This window comes from Leptotrichia trevisanii DSM 22070 (assembly GCF_000482505.1).
Lineage (GTDB): Bacteria > Fusobacteriota > Fusobacteriia > Fusobacteriales > Leptotrichiaceae > Leptotrichia > Leptotrichia trevisanii.
This window is the reverse complement of the sequence record NZ_AXVL01000004.1, coordinates 149,033-168,106: the sequence shown is the minus strand read 5'-3', so window position 1 is coordinate 168,106 and position 19,074 is coordinate 149,033. Positions and strand designations below refer to the sequence as shown.

Genomic DNA, 19,074 nt, shown 5'->3' with positions numbered 1-19,074 from the left:
TCGGATAGAACAGCCGATACAAAAGAGGCTGAAGAAAAGATGAGAAGTGATAACAGCAAGACAGCTTCGAATAAGGATTCTCAAAAACAGACAAATGAAGGAAATAAAGACACGCAAAAACATTCAGAAAATATAAAATCACAAGAAACTAAGGATAGTAACAGTGAGACTTTTGCAGAATCTGAAATGAGGAGAGAAAAGGACAGCGAGGAATAAAATATGTAAGGACAATGACAATAGAATATTAATCTAGTCTTTAGAGAAAGAGTCTTAAATAAAATTTGAAAAAAATCTTAAATATGGTATACTTACATTAGAGAAATAACTAAAAATTTGTTCAAAATAATACTAAAATTATAAAATCAATTTTAAAGCGGTTAAGAGTTCCATATACGCAATTTGATTTTTTTGGGTATAAAACTTCAAACATTATATAAAAACTGTTTTAAATCAAAGATATGAAGGACATTTTTTTAGAAAAAGTTTAAAAAATTTAAATGAGGTGGGAAAATGGAATTATATGAAAGAATAATACCAAAAACTTCTTCAACAAGTTATATATCTGGATGGGAAGCATTGAATATTCCTGATGAAAATAGAAATACTGCTGACTGGCATCCGAGAACTTATTTATTTTCTTATGATAAAGACAAGGTAATAAATCTGTATAATACGACAAATATTTTAGGAAATTCTGGAATAATGAAAAGAACAATAGATTATCCAAGTAAAAGGGAAGTATATATTGCTAATTTTCCAAGAGCGATTGCAGATTTGGTATTAACAATGAAGGATTATCAGTTACCTTCGCTTCATAACTGTTGCAGTGATTTTTTAAATGAAGATGAAACGGAACAGCTTTATCAGTATCTGAGAAGTATAAAGGATAATCCAAGAGTGGATGAGTTTCTTAAATATGAATTTACTGTAAGATATTTTAATGATAAGGAGCTTTATGATGAAAGAGTGGCAAAAGGACAGAATTGACATAATAAAAAAAATTTTACCAAAATTAGGTGAAAATTATGTTTTAAAAGGTGGAACAGCTTTATTATTATATTACGGATTAGATCGCTTTTCAGAAGATGTTGATTTGGATTCAATTAGTGGAAATATGAATATACTGAATAAATTAAAAACTATTGGACAGAATAAATGGAATATGAGCATAAAAAAAGATACAGAAACAGTTTTTAGAGTAATGGTTGATTATGGAGCAACAAATAATTATGGAGACTATCCTTTAAAAATTGAAATTTCTTCCCGAAATAAAAAATTTTTACAATCTAAAATTTATGATTATAAAAATATTGCAGGAGTTAATGTTTATTCATTAGAGGAAATTTTAAAGATGAAAATAAGAACATTTAATGATAGGGATAAAATAAGAGATTTTTATGATTTGTCCTATTTTTTGAAAAAACAGCCTGAAAAATTTACAAAAGATATGCTGATAGACTTTAAAGAGCGTATGGATTATAAAAATTTGGATACTCTATCATATTTATTAAAGGAAGAATTTGAAAAAAATGAATTAAAGGATATTTCAAAAAATTCAGAAGAAATAGTTTTAGAAACGTATGATAAGATTGAAAATTTAGTTATCAATTATTCTAAAAATAAAAATTTGGAATTAAATTCTGAAAGGAATAAAGAAATAGAAAGATAAATAAATTTTAAATATGAACGATACAAGGAGTGATAATAATGAAAATATTTAGACAAGAAGTAAAAGAGATATTAGATATAAGGAAAAAAAGGTGATGGTGAAATGAAGAAATCTATTTTGTAAAATATATAAAGACTAGATTAAAATTCTAGTCTTTTTTTTTGTGCTTTTTTAGAAAAAGTTTGAAAAAATTATAAAATAACAAATTTTGGATTTTCAGACATTGCTTAATAGACTGAAGGTTTGATTAAAGTAACATTTGTACTTAAAATTTTTGAAAGGTGGAATAAAAATGAAAAAATTAATTATAGTAATGGTGTTAACTGTAAGTATGATTGGATTTTCTGAAAAATTAAATACTGATGGTAGAGATCACTTAGATAAAGTAGTAGGTTCTTTTGGTGTGAAAGGAAATTTGGGTTTTAAAATAGTAAAAAAAGGAAGTAAACTTGAATTTGTCGCAGATAATGTTATAAATGGTCCAGTATCAAGAATAAATAAATACTTGTATTTAGTAAAACTAGTGATTGATACTGGAGAAGGATTTGAGAGAGAATATTATTGTTTTGCATATGATATAAAATACAAAAAACTTGTAAATGTAGACTGTAGAAATTTAAATATTATACAAATTTTAGACAAAGGCAGAAAGTAAGTTGATTGTATTGAAAAAAGTGTTATATATATTAATTACAATAATAATCTCTACAGTATCGTTTGCTAAAGATTTTAACGTTACCAAGGGAAGACAAGATGCGGTAAACAGATTTTATGATTACTGGGTAAAAAATAAGATTCCTTACAGATTTGATGGTGTGAATGATTGCGGAGGATTGGTCAAGGATGTATATAAAGCAGGAAATATAACATTTAAACAAGGTGCTGCCTCTAATGGAAGAAATTCACAGGGGATGTTTAATTCCACAAATATAAAAATAGGTAAAAGTCAAGTAAATTTACTGAAACCAGGAGATGCATTATTTTTTACTAGAAGTGGAGCTGGAGGAGGAATAGGACATACTGGAATAGTTCTTGAGAATCCATCAAAGCAATGTAATGGAGGAATATTAATGGGACATACATCAAACCCCAAAAAACCACCACATACTAAATGTTTAAATCCTAATGATAAAACTTTTGCTGGAGCAATTTCTTATGCTGAAATGGTAAGATTAAATGGTTATAATCCAGTTGATGATAATGGTCAAGTAATAACGCCAGATGGAAGTTCAGTTATTGGAAGTGGAAATAGCATGTCATCTGCTTCTGCAAAATCGTCTTTAATAGTGGAATGGGATACAATTCAAAATGATTTTGTACAAATGATAGATGAAGGATTGGGAAAATTGACTCCTGGATTGCTAGTTCTTTTAAGTGTATTGACAGTACTTGAAATAATGTGGGTTTTGTATGGCTATATAGCTAAAAATTCAATAGAAAATGTATGGCTGTCATTAATAAGAATCGCTATAAGATTCTCTGTATTAGCATATTTTATACCAAATGCAATTAAGTTAATTGATATGGGATATGAAATATTTTCAGGAATTGGCTCATATTTTATGGGAAATAGCGGAACTGTAACTTTAAACAGCATATGGGCGGTGGCAGGGAGAGAGGCTGCGAAAGTTTTAAAGATTATAGGAGAATCAAACTTTAATTTTTGGAATTTGGTTACTAATCAACAATTATTCTTTGAAGAACTGGCTAAAATAGTATTGCTATTTGGAATAATATTGTTAATATACTATTTTGTAATTAGAATACTGTTTCACATGTTAATGGCAGTGTTGCAATTTAGAATGGCATTAGGGCTATCGTGGATATTTTTGCCTTTTGATGTAAATTCGATTACAAAAAGGGACTTAGGAAATAAGGCTTTAACAACATTTTTTCTTGCAGGAACTAAAATTGTCGTAGTAATGGCAATATCAGGAATAATATTTAAGAATTTGGATACAACAAGTTTTGGGGAGGTAACTTTTAAAGAACTGGAATTTCAGTCAATATTTCTTTATATAACAGTAGGAATGGTAATGGCTTTTTTAATGAATAAAGTTGATGATATAGTAGTAATTCTTGCAAGAAATTAAAATTTAATGGAGGTAAAATTTATGAAAAAAATAATTTTAGTAATGATATTTGTTTTTGGAGTATTGGGATTTTCAGAAAAACTTCATACTGATGGTAAATTTCACGAAAAGGAACTTATAGGCGAATATAAGGGTATGCTTGAAATAAAATTGAAAAATGGGGAACTGTATTTATATAATAACTGGGATACACCTAAATTATTGGCGAAATTAGTAAAATTAAAAAATGGAGTTTTCAGGGTGGATTATTATAATAAAAGGGCTTATCCACAAAAGGCATATTACACAGCTTGGGATATAAAGTACAAGACGATGGTTGATGTAGATGATAAATTAAATATCATTTATAATAATTACCAAAAATTTAAGTAGAAAGTGATGAACAGGATGAAAAAAATAGTGATAATTTTACTTTTTCTTCTGTCTTTTTTAACTTTTTCTGCAAATAATGAAGCAATGATAAATTATATAATAAAGTCTTCAGGTGGAAAAACAAGTAGAAGCGATGCTCAGAAAATAGTGAATACAGTAAATCGGGTGTCTTCTCAGTATAATTTCTCTCCAGCATATATATATGGAATTATTGAAGCGGAATCTAATTTTAGAAATTTACCTGCAAATAGGGCAGATGCACGTGGCGTAATGCAGGTAACTCCTGGTTCTTCAGCTGCACAAGTGGGGTGTACGGGAAATTTATACAATATTGAATACAACATTGAGTGTGGTGTAAAATATTTTGACTGGATGAGAAAAAATGCTTCACATTATGGAATAAAAAATTTATCTGATTTGGCGGCCGCATATAACTGTGGACCAGGATGTTTTAAGTCAGGCAGATGGAAAAATGTCAGTGAAACAACAAACTATATTAAAAAAGTTCCTGCTTATGGAAATAAGATTGCAAGCACCGCAGGGCTATCTCCACTTGATATGACACAATTTCCTGCTGGAACAGGAGGAACAACAGTATCAGGAAATAATATTAAAACAGCTTCAGTAAATTCTTCATTGATGGTAGATTGGGATGCTGTTCAGTCAGAAATTGCAGGAATGATAAATGATGGAATCAGTAAACTTGCTCCTGGATTATTAGTTCTGTTAAGTGTACTCACAGTTCTTGAAATAATGTGGATTTTATATGGCTATATAGTAAAAAATGTGTTGGAAAATTTATGGATGTCCTTACTCAGAATAATGATAAGATTTTCGATACTGGCATATGTTATACCTAATGCAATTTCATTAATTGATATGGGATATGGAATATTTTCTGGAATTGGCTCATATTTTATGGGAAACAGTGGAGGAACTGTAACTTTAAACAGCATATGGGCAATAGCTGGAAGGGAAACAGGGAAAATCTTAAAGATTATTAATGAATCAAACTTTAATTTTTTCAATATTGTTACTGATTCAAGGCTATTTTTTGAAGAACTTGGGAAAATGTTATTGTTAATAGGAGTTATTATTCTTGTGTATTATTTTGTGGTAAGGATAATATTTGAAATGATGATGGCGGTATTGCAGTTTAGAATGGCATTGGGATTATCTTGGATATTTTTGCCTTTTGATGTGAATTCGATTACAAAAAGGGACTTAGGAAATAAATCATTGACAACACTGTTTCTCACAGGAACTAAAATAGTTGTAATAATGGCACTGGGAGGAATAGTATTTAAAAACTTGGATGCGGCAGGATTTGGGGAAGTTACTTTTAAGGAATTAAAATATGAAACTATATTTTTGTTTATCACAGTAGGAATGGTAATGGCTTTTATAATGAATAAAGCTGACAGGATAACAACAACACTTGCCAAAGGAAATTAAAAAGTGGGAGGAAATTGTGGATATACGAACTAAAAAGTTTAACTTGATAATGCTTTCTGTATCAATATTTCTTGTCATAACATTCACAGGGCTACATCTGTTGTCAAAAATTTATGTAATAAATGTAACACCGTCAATTCCATTAGGAATATATAAACTGGAAAAATTTGATGGAGTATTGAAAAAAGGGGATTTAGTTGTTTATGAGGTGGATGATAAATATAAAGGTTTGACAAGCATAAAAGGTACAACGTTTAAATCGGTAAAGCCTGTTGCTGCATTCTATAAGGACAGAGTTGAGATAAAAAATAACAGGATATATGTAAATGACGAGGATTATGGAGAAATTTTTCAAAAAATATCCCCTGTTTTTAATGGCAAGATAAAAGAAGACGAAGTCTTGACTTTATCTAAGGTTAGAGGAACATTTGATGGAAGATATTATGGTGCAATAAAAAAGTCAAAAATAGAGAAAAAAGCAAGGTTAATATATGAATTTAGAATATGAAAATGAAATGTTTAAATTGAAATCTAATGAGAAAGAGAAAATTGAAATACATAAAAAAATAGTCAAAACAGATGAAAAAATAAGGAAAATCAGAAGAGAAATAGCAAATGATACAAGAAGACTAAATACATCGGAAAAGAATGAGAAATGGAAACAGAGGACAAGAAAACTGATTGAAATGGCAGTCTTGCTTGAAATAGCAGATATTTTAAATGAAGATAAGGCAACATTGCTGGGATATTTTATGAAATTTCATTTTTTAAGTAAGGAAGAAATTAAAGATTGTAAAATTATGGGAGGTGAGGAGTTTCAAATGAGAGAGGAAAAGAAAAAAATGCTAAAACGAAGATTGGAGAAAAATAATGGGTTTAAATGAAATGATGAAAAGTGAAGGTATAGAAAGCAAAGATTTTAAAGAAGTAGAGCTAAAAGAAATTAACAGGACAAATGAACTTGAAGGTGAGGAATTAAAGGAAAGGGTAAAATTAGAAAAATCTGAAATAAAATCTGAACTTGCCGAAGAACTTGAACAATTCATACACGATGAGGAAAGGAAATATAATCAGGAAAAAAGGAGAATTGAAAGTGAATATGATGAAAAAATATATCAGCTTGAACAGAAACAGAAACAAAATTATCGAAATAGAAGAGAAAAATTATATGAAATGGAAGATTCCTTAAAAATCAGAGAAAATGAAATTGAAGCAGAAATGCAGAAATTGAGTGAAAAAATAACAGAAAAAGAAAATGAACTAAAAAAATTAAATGAAGAAATAGACAGAAAATTAGGTTTTAAAGAATATTTGAATGAAAATGACTTTATATACAGAAATAAATTAGAGGCTGTTCTGATACTTAGAAAATTGAAAAACAAAAATCTAAAGATATTGGGCAAAAGAGAATACGAGGCTGTATTTAAAAATATTGTTGGCGGAGTGAATGAACTTATAAGAATGAATAATCTGATAATAGATTACAAGAAGTTTATAAAAGGGCAGGAAACAAAAAGGGAAATAAAATTTTAAAAATAATTTATGAAAGGACTGAAATAATGTTACTGAGTGTATTTCAAAAGAATGAAAAAAAAGATTATTTGAAAAAAATAGGGGTAAAATTTTCTAAAGATGAAAAAATAGAAGTAAGGAAGATGATAAAATCAAATTTGACTCTTGAACAGTTTAAATTGTGTGTAACTCCTGTGCTTAATGAAGAGATATTGCAGGAACGGGGGAAAAATAATTTTGATGACAGCAAATGGGAAAAATTGGTTATGAAAAAACTGGATGTAAATCAGATGAAGGAAATTCGGAAAGGATTTGAAAAAGGATTATCTGAAGAGGATGTTGAGCTGTATGTAAAAAGTGAATATGACAGCAAGACAATGGAAAAAATTAGAAATATGCTTGAAAGAAATAAAGATAATGAGTATCTTCGAGAATATCTGATGTTAAAGGATAAAAAGGAAATAAAATCAATTACTAATGAAAAATTGGAAAAATATATTGAGGAAAGCAAAATGAATGAACTTAGAAACAAGGCTGATAAAATGGAAAAATGGTATGAAGCCTCAATATATGCAGGGAAAAATACATTTAAATATTATTCTTCAGAGAAAATACGAAATGATGAGAAGTATGTTATGAAAAAAGTCAAAGAAAATGGGAAAAATCTTCAATATGCGAGCGAAAAGCTAAAAAATAACAGAGATTTAGTTATGGAGGCAGTAAAACAGGATGGACGGGCTTTGCAATTTGCAAGCGAAGAATTGAAGAATGATAAGGAAATAGTAATGGAATCTGTAAAAAATTATCCTAATTCATACCAATATGCAAGTTCTGAAATGCAGAAGGATGAAGATGTTGTAACCGAAGTGCTGAAAAGAAGTGAAGATGCTTTAAGCTATGGAGATGAAAATATTAAGCAGGAAATAGAGGAAATTAAGGGAACATACAGGGACAGCGACTTTGATGGACTGTCAGACGGAGAAGAAAAATTTATATATGGGACAAACCCATATTCAAAAGATACTGATTTGGATGGAAAAACTGATTATGAAGAAATAAAGATAAATTATACAAATCCCCGAATAAAGAATAAGGATATTGAAGTTGAAAGATAGTAGAGGAGATGATAATAAATGAAAAAGTGCATACTATTTCTTATGATAGTTTCAAAAATTTCCTTTTCTGGTGGAGAGATAAGTTTTCAGAAACAAAAGGAAAAAATTGAGCAGGAGAGAATTGAAAAGTTGAAAACACAAACGGATAGTAATGCTGACAAGAGTAAAGAATTAGATGACTTGCCTAAAGGAGATACCAGCAATATTCAATCGCAAAGTAACAAATTATTTTATGATGATAAGTTTGTGAAAAAAATTAATAATGCTTCTCATATTCAAAAAAATATTGGTAATAGAAAACTTGTTGAGTATATTAAAACACAGAACAGCAGGCTGAATGAGAATGAAATACAAAGTATACTTGACTATGTTTTCAAATATAGCAGGGAATATAACTTTAATCCGTATTTAGTTTTAGCAGTTATGAATACCGAAAGCCATTTTAACCATTCAACAGTATCAAGTGCTGGGGCAAGAGGACTTATGCAGTTAATGCCTTTTAATTTTAAAGAATTTGGAGTGGATAACAGTATATCGGGAAATATAAAGGGAGGCGTGTTGCATTTAAAAAGGGATTATGAAAAAACTGGCAGTATTTCAAAAATGCTTGTCTGCTATAATGCTGGCTGTGGAAGATTGGCTAACAATGCTTGGAAAGGGATAAAGGAAACAAGGGAATATATACCGAAAGTAATTCAGAAATACAATAAAATAAAAAACTTATAGCCATATTTTCTCACACGTGAGAAAATCAAAATTAGGTCAGTGGATTTTTTTCATTACATAAGTTTTGAGAAAAAACACTGAGCAGCAAAAAATAATAGTAATTATGAAACAAGAATTGAAGGAGTGAAAAATGTTTAATAACGCTGTAAAAATTTTAATGGGAATATCAATGATTTCTTTTCTATCTTTTTCTAAAGGGGAAATTAGTTTTCAGAAACAATTAATAACTGAAAACAGTAAAAAAATAGAAATAATTGAAAATAATGAGAAAGATAATGCAATTAAAAATAGTAGAGATAGAGAAGAAAAAATAAGATATAAAATTGTAGAGTTTGCAAAAACTCAGATTGGAAAACCTTATGTATATGGTGCAACTGGAAATAACAGTTTTGACTGTTCCAGCTTTGTGCAGTATGTGTTTAAAAAAACATTGGGAATTACAATTCCACGTGTTTCGGCAGAGCAGTCAATATTTAAACCAAAATTACATAACAATATCAAGAAGGGGGACTTGCTGTTTTTTGAAACTTTGGAAAAAGGCAGAATTTCACACGTGGGAATGTATATTGGGAATAGACAGTTTATACACGCCAGTTCAAAAAGTAAAAGAGTAACTGTATCTCAATTTGCTGGATTTTATCAAGAGAAATTTAGATGGGCAGTGTCGGTTATATAAAATGCAGGAGGAAATAGTATGGAAAGTAAGGTAATTCAGCAATTTTAGAAAATTTAGAGAAATAAAAGATAAAGGATTGGGAAATATGAAAAAATTAATAATAGCAGAAAAACCTAGTTTAGCAATAAATGTAGTAAAAGCATTGGGAAAATTTGAAAAAAATGAGGGATATTTTGAAAACGATAGATACATTATATCTTTTGCATATGGACATTTATTCAAATTAAAAGATATAAACGATTATATTGGACAAAAAACATTGTGGAGCGATATTGAATTGCCTTTTATTCCTGAATTTGAATTTAGGCTAAAAAAAGATAAAGGAATAAAAGAACAGTTTTCAATATTAAAAAAATTGATACAAAGAAAAGATGTCGATGAGATAATTAATTGTGGAGATGCAGATAGAGAAGGACAATTAATTGTAGATTTGATTATTAAAAATTCTCAGGTAGATAAGCCTGTAAAAAGATTGTGGCTTCCTGAACAGACGGAGGAAACGATAAGAAAAGCGGTAAATGATCTTCAAAGTAATCTTAAATATAAAAATTTACATAACGAGGGACTTGCAAGAACATATATAGATTGGCTTTTAGGTATAAATTTAACAGTTCTGCTTACTGTGAAAGGTTCGAGCTTGTTTAAGGCAGGAAGAGTGCTTATTCCGATAGTAAAATATATTTATGACAGGGATATGAAGATTAAAAATTTTGTTTCAGAAAAATATTATATATTAGAATCTGAAACAAATGGTATTAAACTTGCTATTCAAAATCTAAAATATAGGCAGGATGAAATTTTAAAAGCAAAGGAAAAAACGGAAGAATTAAATCAATTTAAAGCAAAAGTAAAAGAAATTGAAAATAAGCAAATTAAAAAAGCACCTCCTAAATTATTCTCTTTGTCAAAATTACAAAGTAAACTGTCAAAAGAATTTAAAATGAATTTTGATAAATCATTAAAAATTATTCAAGAATTGTATGAAAAAGGGTATTTGACTTATCCAAGAACAAATACGGAGTATTTATCTGTAAATGAAAAAGATAGGGTTAAAAGTATTATAAATAGTCTTAATGAAGAAGCATTGGAATTTAAAGATAGCAAAATCTTTAATGATGATAAAATAGAAAGCCACAGTGCTATAACAATCACAGCTAAAATTCCTGATAATTTATCTGAAGATGAAGAAATCATATACAAAACTGTAAAAAACAGGTTTATGGCTAATTTTACAAAAGAAGACACGATAATAAATCAGACTGTAATAAAAATAAATGTTGGAGATGAAGAATTCCAGTTGAGAGGGGAAAGTGTAGAAAAATCAGGATTTTTGAAGTTTGAAAATATAGAATTTAAAAATAAACTTCCTAATTTAAAACAGGGAGAAGAATTTGATGTAGATTTTAAACCGATAGAGAAAGTAACGACACCGCCTGCAAAGGTAACTGAAGAGGCATTATCGAATTATTTAAAAAATCCATTCAGTAAAGATGAGAAACAGGAATATGAAAATGATGAGGAAACATATAAATTAATGCTGGAAGGTGTTGAAATTGGGACAGAAGCAACACGTACAGGAATTATTCAAAAGGCGATAAAAGTAGGATATTTAAGTTTGAAAAAACAGTCTTTTTCAATTGAGGAGAAGGGAATAAAACTGATTGAACTTTTAGATAAACTTAATATTGATTTGTATAAGGAAAAAAATATAGAATTTTCAAAATCTCTAAAAAAAATATATAATGGACAGCAAACGATAGATGAACTTTTAAAGGATACCGAAGAAAAGTTACGAGAAATAGTAAAAACAGGTAATAATACAGAAATAGAATCGTTTAAATCTCAAAAAGAAATAATTGGAAAGTGTCCTAAATGTAGTAAGGATATTTTGGAAAACAGTAAGAGCTATTACTGTAGCAACTATAAATCAGGATGTAATTTTAATCTATGGAAAGAAACTAATTATTTTGGCCAGAAATTGAAAATTAGTAAAGCAAGTGCAAAAAAATTAATAAAAGGCGATAAAGTACCATTAAAATTAAAAAGCAAGGAAGGGAAGGAATACGAGGCATATTTTACAATAAAGGTAAAAGGAGATTATGTAAATTTGGAAAAAGGGGATTCTGTAAATAGAAAGAAAAAACAATAAGAAGGGCTTAAGTATAAAAAATAGGTGGTAATGATGGGAAAACATAAAATTGATTGGGTAATTAGAACTGGAAATGAAAAATTAAAAAGTAGTATCAAAGAATATAAAAAATTTCTAAAAGTAATGGGAAATAACTATAAATATTCTGCTTCAGCTCAGCTTAACATATACTGTATAAATCCGAATGCAAAAGCCTGTGCTGAATTTGATTTTTGGAAAGATAAAATAGGCAGAGTTGTTAAGTATAAAGAAAAAGGAATTCCTGTGTATATTCAAGAAAAAGGAAGAAGGACATTGACATATATTTTTGATGTATCGCAAACAAAACAGGTATCTGAAAAGGACAAGTTTAGACTCTGGAAATTTGAAACGGAGCATAGAGAAATTTTTCAAAAATTATCAGGAATATCTGAGTTCGATAAAGGGAAAGAAGAAGTTGTAAAAGATTTTTCTAAAGATTTATATTTAAAAAAATACGATATTGATAATAAAGAAGTTTTAAGGAATTTTATTGAAAAGTCAATAACTATAGCTATAAATGAAAGACTTGGAATATCTGAAAATGTTGAGTTTTCCGAAGATGAAAAAGAAATATTGAAAGATATTTTTGATAAAGATTACTTTAATAAAATGTCAAATGAAATATCAAACTGTACAAAAAATATATTAACTGAAATTAATAGGGAAATTAAAAAATTTTCACTTGAAAAACCTTTTAATGTACGGTATATTGATAGTAGAGAAACAGAAGTAGAAAACGACGATAATAAGGAGATTGGCAATGAAAACGAAAGAGATAATCAGCGACAAGGAATATTGGGTAGAGAATGGGATTTATACTCCGATAGTGAAAGAAACGCCGTACGAGGAAGCAGGGGGAACTTACAAAGTGGAGATGATAAACAATCAGTTCGAGATATTAGTGCCGAACTTGGAAACTCCAGAAGAGATAGACAGAGGGAAACTGGACACTTGGGGGAGAGCAAGGCTTCGTTATTTGGAGGAAGAGAATCCGATGGAATTGGAAAACTTGATGAACAGCAACCAATTGATGAGACACTTAATGGAAATACAGAAACAAATAGAAGAGTTCAAGGAGAAAGAAATGCCAAAAATGATGGAAGTTTGGGGAATAACAGAAGAACTGAAAAGAAAAGATCAAATGGAATGGGTAGGGCTTTACAACAACCTTCGCTCTTCGATGAGAGAAATAATTCAGAAACAATTCATAGAAGTATAAATCAAAACGAAAAAGGAGCATTGCAAACTCCTTTTTTGAATTTTAGGATAAAAAAGGAAAATCAAGTAGAAAAATTAACGCCTAATCAAAGATTGGAAAACAATATCAATGCAATCCGAGTCTTAAAAAATCTTAATGAAAATCAGGCAAATGAGCAGGAAAAAGAAATATTGTCAAAATATGTGGGATGGGGTGGATTAGCAGATGTTTTTGATGAAAATAAAAAAGGGCAGTGGGAAAATGCTAGGAATTATTTAAAAGAAGTTTTAACATCTGAAGAATACAATAATGCTCGTGAAAGTACATTAACTGCTTTTTATACTCCAAAAATTGTAATTGATACAATGTATAAGGGTCTTAAAAATCTAGGATTTGAAAAAGGAAATATTTTAGAACCAAGTTGTGGGATTGGGAATTTTATTGGAAATTTGCCAGAAGAATTTTCTAATTCAAAAGCTTATGGAGTTGAACTGGACAGTTTAAGTGGTAATATTGCAAAAAAACTTTATCCTGAAAGCAATATACAAATAAAAGGGTTTGAAAAAACTGTTTTTTCCAATAACAGTTTCGATATAGCCATAGGAAATGTACCTTTTGGAGATTTTAAAGTTATAGACAGAGATTATAATAAAAATAATTTTATGATACACGACTATTTTTTTGCTAAATCTATTGATAAAGTAAAAAGTGGCGGTATTATTGCTTTTGTAACATCTTCAGGAACATTGGATAAAAAAGATGCTTCTGTAAGAAAATATATTGGTGAAAGAACTGAATTTCTCGGAGCAATAAGACTTCCTAACAATATTTTTAAGGGGATTGCAGGAACAGAAGTAACTTCAGATATAATTTTTTTAAAAAAAAGAACTGAATTAAAACAGGAAAATCAGGATTGGTATGAGTTATCAAAAGATAAAAATGGTTTAACATACAATAAATATTTTGTAGATAATCCACAAATGGTAATAGGAAAAATGAAAGAAATCTCAGGAAGATTTGGAAAATCTGCAGTCTGTATTTCTGATAATGATAATAACCTCGAAATAAGTTTAGATAATGCTATTCAAAATATTAAAGGGAGTTATGAGAAAACTGTAGTAGAAAATGAAACAATACTTAATGAAATTGAAAATATTGAGAGAAATTTTTCCTTTGTAAAAAGAGAGAATGAAGTATTTTTTAAAGAAAATGACGAATTAATTTTAAAAAATTTTTCTGAAAAAGATAAAAATAGAGTTTTAAAATACATCGACTTATCTAAGAAATTAAGAGATGTTATTCAGGTTCAAAAAGAAAACTGTACAGATGAAGAATTAAAGCAAAGACAAGCAATTTTGGATAAGGTTTATAATGATTTTGCTGAAAAGTTTGGTTATTTGAATAGTAAACAGAATGCTAAAATTTTAGGAAAGGATTCGACTTATCCGCTATTAGCTTCAGTAGAATTGCTAGATGAAGAGAAAAATTTTGTTGGAAAAAGTGATATTTTTTCCAAAAGAACAATCAAATATTCAAAGCCAATTGAAAAAGTTGATAAACCTGAAGAAGCCTTGATTTTATCAATTTCACAAAAAGGAAAAGTGGACTTTGAATATATGGAAAAATTATTAAATATTTCTGAAAAAGAATTAAAAAAATATTTAAAAGGACAAATATTTTATGATTTAAAAAAATTTGAATATGTGCCACAAGATGAATATTTAAGTGGAAATATACGAGAAAAAATTGAATTAGTTGACAAATTTTTAAACAATAAAGAACAAAATATAGAATATTCCTTGAAATTAGACATTGGTACTGATGAATTGAAGTATCAAAAAGAAAAATTGCTGGAAGTAATGCCTAAAAAAATAGAAGCAAGTGAGATAAATATAAGAATTGGAGCAACTTGGATATCATCAAAACATATAGAAAAATTTATAGCTGAAACTTTGCAAACAAGTCTTTGGGTTATGGATATGAAAGTAGAATACTCGGATTTTACGTCAGAATGGAATATAAGTAATAAAAATAGGGATAAAAGTAATCCGTTAGTAAATATGACATATGGAACTTCGAGGGCTAATGCCTTTAGGCTAATTGAAGACGCTCTAAATTTAAAAGATACAAAAATTTTTGACTATGTTACTGACGAAGATGGAAAAAAGAAAGCGATATTAAATAAAAAAGAAACTCTGTTAGTCCAGCAAAAACAAGATATATTAAAGCAAAAATTTAAAGACTGGATATTTAAAAATCCTGTAAGAAGAGATGAATTAACCAAAATATACAATGAAAAATTTAATTCAGTCAGGCTTCGTGAATTCGATGGGAGTAATTTGACTTTTGATGGAATTAATCCTGAAATTAAATTACGGCAACATCAGTTAAATGCAGTTGCTAGAACTTTGTATGGAGGAAATACTTTATTGGCTCATGTAGTTGGAGCTGGGAAAACTTTTGAAATGGTGGCAAGTTGCATGGAATCTAAAAAACTCGGAATGTCTTCAAAATCACTTTTTGTAGTACCTAATCATTTAACAGAACAAATGGGACGTGAATTTATGGAATTGTATCCAGGAGCAAATATTTTAGTTGCAACTAAAAAGGATTTTGAAACTAAAAATAGAAAAAAGTTTATTGGAAGAATTGCAACTGGAGAATACGACGCTGTAATAATAGGACATTCACAATTTGAGAAAATTCCCATGAGTAAAGATTATCAGAAAAAACATATACAAAATGAAATTGACGAAATTGTAAAAAATATTCGGAAATTGAAAGAAGAAAGTAATCAAAATTTTACAGTAAAACAACTTGAGGCAACTAAAAAAAGATTAGAAACAAGATTACAAAAGTTAAATGACGATTTTAAAAAAGATAATGTCGTAACTTTTGAAGAATTAGGCATTGATAAATTGTATGTAGATGAAGCACATTCATTTAAAAATTTATTTATTTATACGAAGATGAGAAATGTTGCAGGAATTGGGCAGACAGAAGCATTAAGATCTTCAGATATGTTTATGAAGTGCAGATATATGGATGAAATAACAGATGGAAAAGGAATTGTCTTTGCAACAGGTACACCAGTTAGCAATTCAATGTCAGAACTTTATACAATGCAAAGATATTTACAATACGAAGAATTAAAAAGTCGTGGAGAAAATAATTTTGATTCATGGGCAAGTACATTTGGGGAAACGGTCACAGCCATAGAATTATCGCCTGAAGGTAATGGCTATCAATCAAAAACTAAGTTTTCAAAATTCTATAACTTGCCTGAGTTAATGACAAATGTTAAACAATTTGCCGATATTCAAACCGCAGATATGTTAAATTTACCAACACCTGAAGTAGAATACAAAAAAGTTCTAACAAAAGCTACGGAACACCAGAAAAAAATATTAGAAAGTTTTTCAGAACGAGCAGAGGCAGTTAGAAATCAAAAAGTAGAATCAACTGAAGATAATATGTTAAAAATAACAAATGACGGTAAAAAATTAGCATTAGATCAGCGATTGATAAATGAAATGTTACCTGATGAGCCAAATAGTAAAGTAAATAATTGTGTGCAAAAAATTTTTGATATTTGGGAAAATAGCAAAGAAAATCGGTCAACACAACTTGTGTTTTCAGATATGTCAACACCGAAAAGAGATAAAAGTTTTAATATTTATGATGATATGAAATCAAAATTAATTGAAAAAGGAATACCTGAAAATGAAATTGCATTTATACATGATGCAAATAATGAAAAACAAAAGGATGAATTATTTGCAAAAGTTCGTTGTGGAGATATTAGAGTTCTTTTTGGTTCGACTCAAAAAATGGGAGCAGGAACAAATGTACAAAACAAACTAATAGCGTTACACGATTTGGATGTGCCGTGGCGTCCCTCAGATTTGGAACAACGAGCAGGAAGAATAGTCAGACAAGGGAACGAAAATAAAAAAGTTGAAATTTATAGATATGTAACAGAAAATACATTTGATGCCTACTTGTGGGTGCGACATGAAGTCGCTTAATTTAACTGTTTGGCAATAAGACCAAACCAACTATTCCGTTAGTTGAGCCAAGTATTGACTGCACTTATGTGTGGTAAGCCGATACTAAAGTAACCCTACTTGAGGTTGAACCGTGAGGGAATGCCGAAACTGCTAGCAACAAGGCGGTTAGGGAGCAAGGCTTGATAATATGGCTAACATATGTGAACTGCTGATAAATGTCGTTAAGGTGAGCTAAAGTTGCTGATAAGCCTGAACCAAAATGGTGCGTAGTCGGATAATCCTTTCCACAATAGGATTACACGGACAAAATGACTACCGGCAAAGAGGTGGAGCCTAAGTTATCAATGTTAATTAAGTGGAACATGGTAAGCCTGTATTATTGCTAAAAAGCAAGGCAAATCGTAAGAACTGCTGATAATAATGCAGGTAGAGGAAAATGGAAAAAGCAAATGCCGTCTTGTAATGAGACGGATAGAGGTAATCTGCCTTAACTCGAAAGAGTGCAGACTTCCATTAGGTTTTTAATCACAAGAGAACTTGTAGAATTTTTGAAAGGAGAAAGCAAATGAACAGTAAAATGTGTGCTGCTGCTAACAGAGCTGAGGACTGGGAAAGTATAGATTTTTTAGAAGCCGAAAGCTATGTTAAAAAACTACAAATGCGTATTGTGAAAGCGTGGAAAATGAGTAAATATGGAAAAGTAAAATCTTTACAGCATTTACTCACAACTTCATTTTATGCAAAAGCCTTAGCAGTAAAAAGAATAACTGAAAATAAAGGCAAGAAAACAAGTGGTATTGACGGTGAATTATGGCTAACATCACGAACAAAGTATAACGCCATAGGAAAGTTAAAACTTAGAGGATACAAACCACAACCTTTAAAAAGAGTGTATATACCAAAGAAAAATGGTAAGAAAAGACCTCTAAGCATTCCTACAATGAAAGATAGAGCAATGCAGACACTATATAAATTTGCACTTGAACCTATCCGCAGAAACAACAGCGGATTTAAATTCATATGGATTTAGAGCCAAAAGATGTACACAAGATGCTATTGAGCAATGTTTCACATCATTAAATAAAAAGAAATCTGCAAAGTGGGTGCTTGAAGGAGATATAAAAGGGTGCTTTGATAATATCAGCCACGAATGGATAATGAATAATATCCCAATTAATAAGAAAATATTAAAACTTTGGCTCGAATGTGGATATATAGAAAAACAGAAACTATTTCCAACAGAAACAGGAAGTCCACAGGGTTCGCCAATATCGCCAATAATTTCCAATATGGTATTAGACGGTTTAGAAAAAGCAATCAAAGATAAATACCATAAACGGACAGTGAATAAGAAGGCATATTTCCCAAAAGTTAATTTTGTTAGATATGCAGATGATTTCATTGTTACTGGAGAAAGTGCAGAATTGCTTGAAAATGGTGTTAAGCCAATCATTACAGAATTTTTATCCAAAAGAGGCTTGGAACTGTCTGAAGAAAAGACACTTATAACACATATAAATGATGGATTTGATTTTCTTGGAGTCAATATCAAGATGTATAAGGATAAGCTGCTTACCAAACCATCCAAAAAGAACTTCAAGGTTATTGTTGATAAAATTAGAAAAGTTATAAAGGAAAATCCATCAATGAAGCAAGAAATACTGATTAGAAAACTAAACCCAATTATAACAGGCTGGGTAAATTATCAGAAATACAATGTTTCATCAAAAGCCTTTGAAAAACTTGACTATGAAGTTTACAAATGCTTGTGGAAATGGTGTATTCGTAGACATCCGAAGAAAAGCAGAAAATGGATAGCTAAAAAATATTTTCACATTATTGGAAATAGAACTTGGACTTTTAGTGTAGCAACTGAAAGAAAAATAAAGAATGGAGAAAAATATTATCTCTGTTTAAAATATGCCACAGATACAGATATTAGAAGATTTACCAAGATACAAGCCAAAGCAAATCCATTTGATGAAGACTGGCAAGCATATTTTGATAAAAGAGAAGAAACCACGCTGGCTCTTTAATTAGAGTTTATAAAAACTTGAGCCGTGTGAGGGGAAACTCTC

General features: G+C 29.5%; 16 protein-coding genes and 1 pseudogene. All 17 read left to right on the top strand.

Translation table 11 applies throughout. From position 1 onward, the window contains the following. Nucleotides 1–216 (top strand): hypothetical protein (locus tag K324_RS15930; RefSeq protein ID WP_026747464.1); only part of this gene is annotated, 216 nt, incomplete at its 5' end. Nucleotides 217–510: 294 nt separating this feature from the next. Further along, on the top strand, nucleotides 511–987 hold the full coding sequence (locus K324_RS16195) for a hypothetical protein (protein WP_051354357.1): 477 nt from the start codon (nucleotides 511–513) through the stop codon (nucleotides 985–987). After that, complete coding sequence (locus K324_RS0100820) at nucleotides 959–1,669, top strand: nucleotidyl transferase AbiEii/AbiGii toxin family protein (RefSeq protein ID WP_026747463.1); 711 nt, start codon at nucleotides 959–961, stop codon at nucleotides 1,667–1,669. Before K324_RS16195 ends, K324_RS0100820 begins: the two co-directional genes overlap by 29 nt. Nucleotides 1,670–1,961: 292 nt before the next feature. Continuing rightward, on the top strand, nucleotides 1,962–2,324 hold the full coding sequence (locus K324_RS0100815) for a hypothetical protein (RefSeq protein ID WP_026747462.1): 363 nt from the start codon (nucleotides 1,962–1,964) through the stop codon (nucleotides 2,322–2,324). A gap of 1 nt (nucleotide 2,325) precedes the next feature. Next, nucleotides 2,326–3,762, top strand: a complete 1,437-nt coding sequence (locus K324_RS0100810) for a type IV secretion system protein (protein ID WP_026747461.1) — start codon at nucleotides 2,326–2,328, stop codon at nucleotides 3,760–3,762. Between the two features lie 21 nt (nucleotides 3,763–3,783). After that, nucleotides 3,784–4,134, top strand: coding sequence for a hypothetical protein (locus K324_RS0100805; RefSeq protein WP_026747460.1), 351 nt, complete (start codon nucleotides 3,784–3,786; stop codon nucleotides 4,132–4,134). Nucleotides 4,135–4,149: 15 nt separating this feature from the next. Then, nucleotides 4,150–5,589, top strand: coding sequence for a lytic transglycosylase domain-containing protein (locus K324_RS0100800; RefSeq protein ID WP_026747459.1), 1,440 nt, complete (start codon nucleotides 4,150–4,152; stop codon nucleotides 5,587–5,589). Nucleotides 5,590–5,605: 16 nt separating this feature from the next. Continuing rightward, nucleotides 5,606–6,097, top strand: a complete 492-nt coding sequence (locus K324_RS14080; RefSeq protein WP_146995855.1) for a S26 family signal peptidase — start codon at nucleotides 5,606–5,608, stop codon at nucleotides 6,095–6,097. Next, on the top strand, nucleotides 6,081–6,473 hold the full coding sequence (locus K324_RS0100790; RefSeq protein ID WP_026747458.1) for a conjugal transfer protein TraD: 393 nt from the start codon (nucleotides 6,081–6,083) through the stop codon (nucleotides 6,471–6,473). Before K324_RS14080 ends, K324_RS0100790 begins: the two co-directional genes overlap by 17 nt. Then, on the top strand, nucleotides 6,460–7,122 hold the full coding sequence (locus K324_RS0100785; RefSeq protein WP_026747457.1) for a hypothetical protein: 663 nt from the start codon (nucleotides 6,460–6,462) through the stop codon (nucleotides 7,120–7,122). Before K324_RS0100790 ends, K324_RS0100785 begins: the two co-directional genes overlap by 14 nt. 26 nt (nucleotides 7,123–7,148) lie before the next feature. Next, nucleotides 7,149–8,216, top strand: a complete 1,068-nt coding sequence (locus K324_RS0100780) for a DUF4116 domain-containing protein (protein WP_026747456.1) — start codon at nucleotides 7,149–7,151, stop codon at nucleotides 8,214–8,216. 18 nt (nucleotides 8,217–8,234) lie between these two features. Next, nucleotides 8,235–8,942, top strand: coding sequence for a transglycosylase SLT domain-containing protein (locus K324_RS15100; protein ID WP_084533509.1), 708 nt, complete (start codon nucleotides 8,235–8,237; stop codon nucleotides 8,940–8,942). 130 nt (nucleotides 8,943–9,072) lie between these two features. Beyond that, nucleotides 9,073–9,618, top strand: a complete 546-nt coding sequence (locus K324_RS0100770; RefSeq protein WP_026747455.1) for a C40 family peptidase — start codon at nucleotides 9,073–9,075, stop codon at nucleotides 9,616–9,618. An 85-nt stretch (nucleotides 9,619–9,703) separates the two neighbouring features. Further along, nucleotides 9,704–11,767 (top strand): DNA topoisomerase, encoded by a 2,064-nt coding sequence (locus tag K324_RS0100765; RefSeq protein ID WP_026747454.1) that lies wholly within the window; start codon nucleotides 9,704–9,706, stop codon nucleotides 11,765–11,767. Nucleotides 11,768–12,548: 781 nt separating this feature from the next. Continuing rightward, nucleotides 12,549–13,007, top strand: coding sequence for a TnpV protein (locus K324_RS16600; RefSeq protein ID WP_084533507.1), 459 nt, complete (start codon nucleotides 12,549–12,551; stop codon nucleotides 13,005–13,007). Next, a complete protein-coding gene (locus K324_RS16190; RefSeq protein ID WP_428829213.1) occupies nucleotides 12,935–17,014 on the top strand; it encodes a helicase-related protein in 4,080 nt (1,359 codons plus the stop codon). The genes K324_RS16600 and K324_RS16190 overlap by 73 nt, the downstream gene beginning before the upstream one ends. Nucleotides 17,015–17,561: 547 nt before the next feature. Beyond that, nucleotides 17,562–19,014, top strand: a pseudogene (gene ltrA, locus K324_RS14065) (group II intron reverse transcriptase/maturase); the annotation flags it as partial. Nucleotides 19,015–19,074: the final 60 nt, after the last annotated feature.

Bases quoted from the DNA above. Each gene is read 5' to 3' on its own strand.
- K324_RS0100800 (WP_026747459.1), top strand. From the start codon at position 4,150: ATGAAAAAAATAGTGATAATTTTACTTTTTCTTCTGTCTTTTTTAACT.
- K324_RS15100 (WP_084533509.1), top strand. From the start codon at position 8,235: ATGAAAAAGTGCATACTATTTCTTATGATAGTTTCAAAAATTTCCTTT.
- K324_RS0100785 (WP_026747457.1), top strand. From the start codon at position 6,460: ATGGGTTTAAATGAAATGATGAAAAGTGAAGGTATAGAAAGCAAAGAT.
- K324_RS0100770 (WP_026747455.1), top strand. From the start codon at position 9,073: ATGTTTAATAACGCTGTAAAAATTTTAATGGGAATATCAATGATTTCT.
- K324_RS0100790 (WP_026747458.1), top strand. From the start codon at position 6,081: ATGAATTTAGAATATGAAAATGAAATGTTTAAATTGAAATCTAATGAG.
- K324_RS16600 (WP_084533507.1), top strand. From the start codon at position 12,549: ATGAAAACGAAAGAGATAATCAGCGACAAGGAATATTGGGTAGAGAAT.
- K324_RS0100815 (WP_026747462.1), top strand. From the start codon at position 1,962: ATGAAAAAATTAATTATAGTAATGGTGTTAACTGTAAGTATGATTGGA.
- K324_RS0100780 (WP_026747456.1), top strand. From the start codon at position 7,149: ATGTTACTGAGTGTATTTCAAAAGAATGAAAAAAAAGATTATTTGAAA.
- K324_RS16190 (WP_428829213.1), top strand. From the start codon at position 12,935: ATGGGTAGGGCTTTACAACAACCTTCGCTCTTCGATGAGAGAAATAAT.
- K324_RS0100765 (WP_026747454.1), top strand. From the start codon at position 9,704: ATGAAAAAATTAATAATAGCAGAAAAACCTAGTTTAGCAATAAATGTA.
- K324_RS0100820 (WP_026747463.1), top strand. From the start codon at position 959: ATGAAAGAGTGGCAAAAGGACAGAATTGACATAATAAAAAAAATTTTA.
- K324_RS16195 (WP_051354357.1), top strand. From the start codon at position 511: ATGGAATTATATGAAAGAATAATACCAAAAACTTCTTCAACAAGTTAT.
- K324_RS0100805 (WP_026747460.1), top strand. From the start codon at position 3,784: ATGAAAAAAATAATTTTAGTAATGATATTTGTTTTTGGAGTATTGGGA.